This is a genomic window from Citrobacter sp. wls718 (genome assembly GCF_005280945.1).
Lineage (GTDB): Bacteria > Pseudomonadota > Gammaproteobacteria > Enterobacterales > Enterobacteriaceae > Citrobacter > Citrobacter gillenii.
Map to the genome: position 1 here is coordinate 18,480 of NZ_SZWV01000082.1, position 6,839 is coordinate 25,318.

General features: G+C 52.5%; 8 protein-coding genes and 1 pseudogene. 3 read left to right on the forward strand and 6 right to left on the reverse strand.

Translation table 11 applies throughout. The features are described 5' to 3' along the window. On the forward strand, positions 1-1,637 hold a 1,637-nt coding region (helD, locus tag FDW95_RS16390), incomplete at its 5' end, for a DNA helicase IV (protein ID WP_249359177.1). 31 nt (positions 1,638-1,668) lie between these two features. Here the strand turns inward: helD and mgsA are convergent. After that, complete coding sequence (gene mgsA, locus FDW95_RS16395) at positions 1,669-2,127, reverse strand: methylglyoxal synthase (protein ID WP_115258915.1); 459 nt, start codon at positions 2,125-2,127, stop codon at positions 1,669-1,671. 103 nt (positions 2,128-2,230) lie between these two features. Next, a pseudogene (locus FDW95_RS16400) lies at positions 2,231-2,884 on the reverse strand (DUF2057 family protein); the annotation flags it as partial. A 172-nt stretch (positions 2,885-3,056) separates the two neighbouring features. Between FDW95_RS16400 and FDW95_RS16405 the strand changes: the two are divergent. Further along, the gene (locus FDW95_RS16405; RefSeq protein WP_096757634.1) at positions 3,057-3,470 is read left to right on the forward strand and encodes a CoA-binding protein; all 414 of its coding nucleotides are present in this window, start codon (positions 3,057-3,059) and stop codon (positions 3,468-3,470) included. A gap of 49 nt (positions 3,471-3,519) precedes the next feature. Here the strand turns inward: FDW95_RS16405 and hspQ are convergent, their stop codons facing one another. Both hspQ and rlmI read right to left on the reverse strand, forming a co-directional pair. Next, on the reverse strand, positions 3,520-3,837 hold the full coding sequence (gene hspQ / locus FDW95_RS16410; protein WP_005123508.1) for a heat shock protein HspQ: 318 nt from the start codon (positions 3,835-3,837) through the stop codon (positions 3,520-3,522). Positions 3,838-3,894: 57 nt separating this feature from the next. Beyond that, positions 3,895-5,085, reverse strand: a complete 1,191-nt coding sequence (rlmI, locus tag FDW95_RS16415; RefSeq protein ID WP_096757633.1) for a 23S rRNA (cytosine(1962)-C(5))-methyltransferase RlmI — start codon at positions 5,083-5,085, stop codon at positions 3,895-3,897. A gap of 94 nt (positions 5,086-5,179) precedes the next feature. Between rlmI and yccX the strand changes: the two genes are divergently transcribed. Next, positions 5,180-5,461 carry an acylphosphatase gene (gene yccX, locus FDW95_RS16420; protein WP_096757632.1) on the forward strand — a complete coding sequence of 94 codons (282 nt, stop codon included), beginning with the start codon at positions 5,180-5,182 and terminating at the stop codon, positions 5,459-5,461. On the opposite strand, the gene tusE is transcribed toward yccX, so the two are convergent. Together tusE and yccA are read right to left on the reverse strand one after the other, a co-directional pair. Then, on the reverse strand, positions 5,458-5,787 hold the full coding sequence (tusE, locus tag FDW95_RS16425) for a sulfurtransferase TusE (RefSeq protein ID WP_115258914.1): 330 nt from the start codon (positions 5,785-5,787) through the stop codon (positions 5,458-5,460). The genes yccX and tusE overlap by 4 nt on opposite strands. An 88-nt stretch (positions 5,788-5,875) precedes the next feature. Continuing rightward, positions 5,876-6,535: an FtsH protease modulator YccA gene (gene yccA, locus FDW95_RS16430; protein WP_096757630.1), complete on the reverse strand. Its 660-nt coding sequence runs from the start codon at positions 6,533-6,535 to the stop codon at positions 5,876-5,878. Positions 6,536-6,839: the final 304 nt, after the last annotated feature.

Below are 6,839 nucleotides of genomic sequence, written 5' to 3' on the forward strand. Positions count from 1 at the left end.
CGTTGCCGGTTGAAAGGCTGGAGGAGTTTGACAACTGTCGCGAGGCAATACGCCAGTGTCAGGCATGGTTGCAGGATATTGAAGCCTGCCGGTTACAGCATAATCAAGCCTATACCGACGCAATGCTGACAGAGCACGCCGAGTTCTTCCAGCAGATTGAATCTTCGCCGCTGAATCCGGCTCAGGCCCGGGCGGTGGTTAACGGTGAGCAATCGTTACTCGTGCTTGCGGGCGCGGGAAGTGGCAAAACATCTGTGCTGGTGGCACGTGCAGGTTGGCTACTGGCAAAGGGAGACGCGGTGGCCGAACAAATTCTGCTTCTGGCGTTTGGTCGCAAAGCGGCCGAGGAAATGGATGAGCGGATTCGTGAGCGACTGCATACAGAAGACATCACCGCCCGGACGTTCCACTCGCTGGCGCTTCACATCATTCAGCAGGGCAGTAAAAAGGTCCCAACGGTAAGCAAGCTTGAAAACGATACCCCCGCGCGCCATAAACTTTTTATTACCGCCTGGCGTCAGCAGTGTAGTGAGAAAAAGGCGCAGGCCAAAGGCTGGCGGCAATGGTTAGAAGAAGAGATGCAGTGGTCAGTACCTGAAGGTAATTTTTGGGATGATGAAAAACTGCAGCGTCGCCTGGCCTCGAGACTGGATCGTTGGGTTAGCCTGATGCGTATGCACGGGGGGGCGCAAGCGGAAATGATTGCCAATGCGCCGGAGGACATTCGCGATCTATTCAGTAAACGTATCAAGCTCATGGCGCCGTTGCTTAAGGCATGGAAGAGCGCCCTGAAAGAAGAAAACGCCGTTGATTTTTCCGGGCTAATTCATCAGGCCATCGTCATTCTGCAAAAGGGGCGTTTTATCAGCCCGTGGAAACATATTCTGGTTGATGAGTTTCAGGACATTTCTCCCCAGCGCGCAGCGTTGCTGGCTGCGTTGCGACAGCAAAACTCACAGACCACCTTGTTTGCTGTAGGAGACGATTGGCAGGCTATTTATCGCTTTAGTGGCGCACAGCTTTCGTTAACTACTGCCTTCCATCACACCTTTGGCGAGGGCGATCGCTGCGATTTGGATACCACTTACCGCTTCAATAGCCGTATTGGAGAGGTAGCCAACGGTTTTATTCAGCAAAACCCGCATCAGCTTGCAAAACCGCTTAACAGCCTGACGGTTGGTGACAAAAAAGCGGTGACGCTGTTGGATGAAAGCCAGCTGGATGCGCTGCTGGATAAGCTGTCTGGTTTTGCGAAAGCCGAGGAGCGAATTCTGGTACTGGCGCGCTATCATCATCTGAAACCTGCCAGCCTGGAGAAGGCGGCGACCCGTTGGCCCAAGCTACAGCTTGAGTTTATGACTATCCATGCCAGTAAAGGGCAGCAGGCGGATTACGTCATTATTGTCGGGCTTCATGACGGTAATGATGGTTTCCCGGCGCCGGCCCGCGAGTCAATTATGGAGGAGGCGCTGCTGCCGGCGGTAGAAGATTTTCCTGATGCAGAAGAGAGACGCTTGCTTTACGTGGCGCTTACGCGTGCACGGCATCGGGTATGGCTGCTGTTTAATAAAGACGCGCCGTCGTGTTTTGTCGATGAGCTTAAACAGCGGGATGTGCCAGTTAGCCGTAAACCTTGAAAGCAGGCGGCGACAGCCGCCTGTCAGGCTATTATTTGAGGCGCTCAGCCAGGTAGCGAGCGTAATCGGGGATCAGGATCTCCGTCTCGTCGCTGAAATTCGGCGACTGGATAATAAAGTCGGCCGTCGACACGTTGGTCGCTACCGGAATATTCCACACCGTTGCCAGGCGCAGAAGGGCTTTGACATCAGGGTCGTGAGGCACGGCATTGAGCGGATCCCAAAAAAAGATCAGCACATCAATTTTCCCTTCAGAGATCAGCGCTCCCACCTGCTGGTCGCCGCCCATCGGGCCGCTCAGCATAGCGTTAACGTCCATACCGGTCGCGCGCTGGATTAAATTACCCGTTGTGCCTGTCGCATAGAGAACGTGTTGTTCCAGCAGTGGCTGGTGGCGTTCAACCCAGTTCATCAACATCTTTTTACAGTGATCGTGTGCAACCAGCGCAATATGCTTGCGCGCTGGCAATGTGCGAGTCGTCAATTCCATAGTACCGCTCCCAAGTTAACCTTGCTACAGAGTACTGGAAGCACTTGACGCTGCAAGAGAAAGACAAAAAAAATGCGTACGTGGACATAAATGTCATGAGGGGGGGCTGCTTCTCTGCCCATTGCAGGAAGTTACTTCGCGTTTGCGCGTCGGCCTGCTGAAACCAATATTTTAACCTCTGCTCGGTGAGCGCTTGCGATTGAGGTGGCACCCGATCCAGTTCAGAAACCCCGGAGAGTAACGAACTGTCATCGGCCATCATGGTGGCAAATTGTGGTAATGAAGCATGCTTAGCCGCTTTGTTGTAGCGTTCGGTCTCCAGTTCATAATCAACGGTTTTCGCGGTGGATGTGATGGTCATCACATCCAGCTTGACCGGAATCGGCATGGCGTCACCATCCAACAGTTCCACACGAGGGGTTTCATCGAAATGTGCCGCGTCACGCTCATTGCCCAAACGCGGAAGATGAAAATTAACCTGACTGACTAATTGGGTATCGAAGCTGATGACCAACGGGGGGGAGATATACAGCCGTTCTTCATGGCTGGACAGGCGAATGGTTTTCTCGACGCGAAAAACCAGCTGATGCCGACCATTTTCCAGCTCAATGCTTTCGGCACCGCGTAACAATGAGCTGGAGACTTTTTTTCCGTCCAGTACCAGCAGGTCAATGTCGCTTGACAGACGCAGTGAGGTCGCATAAACGGATACCGGCAAACACAGGGCAATCAAGGCTGTCACAATGCCGGCTCTCATAGGGTTCTCCTGTCCAGAAAATACCTGAGTAAGATGTATCAAAAGTTTTCGACAATCATGTTTACTAACATATAGACATAATTTCCAGTTTAGCTCTCATGCGCCGGTATGGGATGAATGGTTGCAACGTCAGGTTTGTCGTACACTTTGCAAAACAGCCTGGAGGAAGATGATGAAAGAGACCGATATTGCTGGCATTTTGACATCCACCCGCACGATTGCTTTGGTAGGGGCAAGCGATAAACCCGACCGCCCCAGCTATCGCGTGATGAAATATTTGCTCGATCAGGGCTATCACGTTATTCCTGTTTCCCCCAAGGTTGCCGGGAAAACGTTACTGGGACAGCAAGGGTATGCGACGCTGGCGGATGTGCCGGAGAAGGTGGATATGGTGGATGTCTTCCGTAATTCAGAAGCGGCCTGGGGTGTTGCGCAGGAGGCGATTGCCATCGGGGCAAAGACATTATGGATGCAGTTGGGCGTGATCAATGAGCCGGCGGCGGTGCTGGCGCGTGATGCGGGTCTGGCTGTGGTGATGGATCGCTGCCCGGCTATCGAGATCCCGAGACTGGGGCTGGCGAAATAAGAATGAGCCGTTGCCGGATGAGTTTATCGTCATCCGGCAACGGCTAAAGTCAGTTGCGCAGGCGTGGAGCCTGAAGCTGTTTACGGATGGTCCGTGCCAGTTCATCCATCGATGGTTGCTCTGGATGTTCTTCCTGTAGCTCACTGCTCAACTGTGCTTCCGCCAGATACGTATGCACTGGCAGGCCATTATCGTCTTCCATCACCACGTGATACCAGGGAGCGGCGCGAAGTTCGTCGTTAACCGCCAACTCATCAGGTGACGGGTCATCAAGCGAATATTCCGGGTCGATATCCACGACCACTCCGAGGTAACCTAACAGGGAATGGCGGACCTGCTGGCCGATACCGAATTTGCTGGCAATCATAGTCACCTCCCGGGAAATAGATACCCTCTATGTAAGGGCAATATTCCACTTTTCAAGTTACATGATGCGACAGGCAAACCCTTTCAGATACAGCCCTTCCGGGTAGGTAGCGATCACCGGATGATCGGCGGCCTGACGGAACTGCTCTATAAATTGTACATCACGACCCGCATCTAATGCGGCATCAGCGATGATTTTCTGAAATAAATCGGTCGTCATCAGTCCGGAGCACGAGAACGTCAGCAGTACACCGCCAGGATTCAGTAGCTGGATAGCCAGCATATTGATGTCCTTATAGCCACGACAGGCGCCCATTAGCTGGCTTTTGTTTTCCACAAACTTCGGCGGATCCATCACGATGACATCAAACTTCTCACCGCGATCGCGATAGGCGCGCAGCAGTTTAAAGACGTCATCGCGCACAAATTCAGCTTTGCTCAGATCCAGCTTATTCAGTTCGACGTTTTGTCTGGCGATGTCGAGCGCTTCCTGCGAGGTATCAACGCTGACGACCTGGCTGCATCCACCCATCAGCGCAGATACCGCGAAACCGCCGGTATAGGAGAAACAGTTCAGGACACGTTTGTCTTGTACATAACGACGCGTGGCCAGACGGCTGTCACGCTGATCCAGGTAGTAACCTGTCTTATGACCGTGCTGAATATCGACCAACAGCTTCATGCCGTGTTCTTCAATCGGCAGCAGGGCCGGAGGCAGTTCGCCCGTGACGGGCCCCTGGGTCAGCTCCATACCTTCTTTTTTGCGCACTGCAACATCGCTGCGATCATAAATGGCGCATTCAGGGAACACCGTTTGCAGGGCGCTAATCAGCGCGGCACGCTGATATTCAGCCCCGGCGCTGAGCAGTTGCAGGACGAGGAAACGGCCAAAACGGTCAATGGTGATACCCGGCAGGCCATCGGATTCTCCGGCGATCAGACGGTAGCTGTCCAGGCCGTCTTTCTTCGCCAGCCAGTCGCGCCATGTCTTTGCTTGCTGCAAACGGCGGGTGAAGAAGTCAATATCAATGGATTCGGACTTGTCGAATGTCCAGACGCGTGCACGGATCTGCGACGCCGGTGACCAGGCTCCGCGTGCTAACCATTTACCCTGATGGTCAACAATATCGATGGTTTCACCCAGGCTGGCTTTACCTTCCATACGGGCGACGGCACCAGAAAATACCCACGGATGGCGGCGAAGTAATGATTTTTCGCGCCCTTTGGCTAACACTAAACGTACACTCATAATTTGCTATTCTGTCGATTCAAAGAAATGGGCGCCATTGTCCTGAGTTTTTCGAGGATTTGCAACGCGCAACGCGATGATAAGGAGAACCGTAATGTCTAAAGTCTGCATCATTGCCTGGGTTCACGGCCGGGTACAAGGCGTGGGTTTTCGCTACACCACTCAGCATGAAGCACAACGGTTGGGATTAACCGGATACGCAAAGAACATGGATGACGGTAGCGTAGAGATTGTCGCCTGCGGCGAAAGCGACCAGGTGGAACAACTGATGAGGTGGTTAAAGGCTGGGGGCCCGCGTAGCGCCAGGGTAGACAGAATTCTCAGCGAACCCCACCGTCCTGGCGATGATTTAAAGGGATTTAGTATCCGCTATTAAATACATTTTACCGGTTTAGGCAGGCCCGCGATTTTGGTTGCCTGTTTAGCCGGACCTTTCGGAAACAGACGGTAAAGATAACGGCTGTTACCTTTGTCTTCGCCAAACTTGTTGGCCATCGCTTTTACCAGCATGCGGATTGCCGGAGACGTATTAAACTCCAGATAAAACTCGCGTACAAAGCTCACCACTTCCCAATGCTCGGGCGTCAGGGTAATACCTTCGTTTTCGGCAATGGCAGCGGCCAGCGGTTCACTCCACTCGGTCGTGTCTTTTAAATAGCCTTCGCTGTCGGTACTGATTTCTCTACCTTCAAAGATCAACATAATCCTTCACTGCGTTAGTCAAACTGGCGGCAGTTTAGCAAAAAAGAAAGCCCCGCATAAGCGGGGCTGGATAATGCGAGTTGACAACTTAGTCGCGGCTGGCGAAGCCCAGAATGCTCAGCAGGCTGACGAAGATGTTGTACAGCGACACATACAGGCTGACCGTTGCACGGATGTAGTTGGTTTCACCGCCACGGATGATATTGCTGGTTTCGAACAGGATAGCGCCTGAAGAAATCAGAATAAACACCGCGCTGATAGCCAGATGCAGAGCCGGCAGCTGGAGGAAAATATTGGCAACCATACCAATCAGCACCACCACGATACCCGCCATCAGCATACCGCCGAGGAAGGACATGTCTTTACGGGTGGTCAGCACGTAGGCAGAACAGCTGAAGAAGACCAGCGCGGTACCGCCCAGCGCCATACCGATGACATCACCCATGCCCGCAGACAAGTAGGCATTCAGCATCGGTCCCAGAATGTAGCCCAGGAAGCCGGTGAAGGCGAAAGCTGACAGAATACCGACCGGCTTATCTGCCGTTTTATAGGTCAGGAACATCAGGCCATACATACCGACCAGCGTCAGGATAAGACCCGGGGATGGCAGCATCAGCACGGTGCTAGCCGTTGCGGTGATGGCAGAAAACGCCAGCGTCAGGCTCAGCAGAAAATAGGTATTACGCAGCACTTTGTGCGTGCTGAGTAGCGATGTACGGTCGCGCGATGAACTAATAATACGATCCATGAGTCACTCTCTTATGACAGATGTAATTAATGACGGAGGATAATGAAATCGCGGGTAATGACACAGCGGTTTTACCCATCTTTACGCATTTTAACCCGCCAGACTTAAGCATTTTATTTCAGCAAAAGTGCCTGAATCAGATGTTACCACTTAATGTTTGAAAATGTCAGATCGATATCTGATAGGTAACTGAAAAATATTGCGTTATCCCCTACATCCCTTTAAGAGTGACTGCGGTGTCATCATAAAACAGAACAATAAGGTGCAGGGAATGACTCAACATAGACTGGCCCCCTGAATCTCC

Excerpts from the sequence above, each read along its gene's own strand:
- rlmI (WP_096757633.1), bottom strand. The coding sequence starts at position 5,085 with ATGAGTGTACGTTTAGTGTTAGCCAAAGGGCGCGAAAAATCATTACTT.
- yccA (WP_096757630.1), bottom strand. The coding sequence starts at position 6,535 with ATGGATCGTATTATTAGTTCATCGCGCGACCGTACATCGCTACTCAGC.
- yccX (WP_096757632.1), top strand. The coding sequence starts at position 5,180 with ATGTCTAAAGTCTGCATCATTGCCTGGGTTCACGGCCGGGTACAAGGC.
- hspQ (WP_005123508.1), bottom strand. The coding sequence starts at position 3,837 with ATGATTGCCAGCAAATTCGGTATCGGCCAGCAGGTCCGCCATTCCCTG.
- tusE (WP_115258914.1), bottom strand. The coding sequence starts at position 5,787 with ATGTTGATCTTTGAAGGTAGAGAAATCAGTACCGACAGCGAAGGCTAT.
- mgsA (WP_115258915.1), bottom strand. The coding sequence starts at position 2,127 with ATGGAATTGACGACTCGCACATTGCCAGCGCGCAAGCATATTGCGCTG.
- FDW95_RS16405 (WP_096757634.1), top strand. The coding sequence starts at position 3,057 with ATGAAAGAGACCGATATTGCTGGCATTTTGACATCCACCCGCACGATT.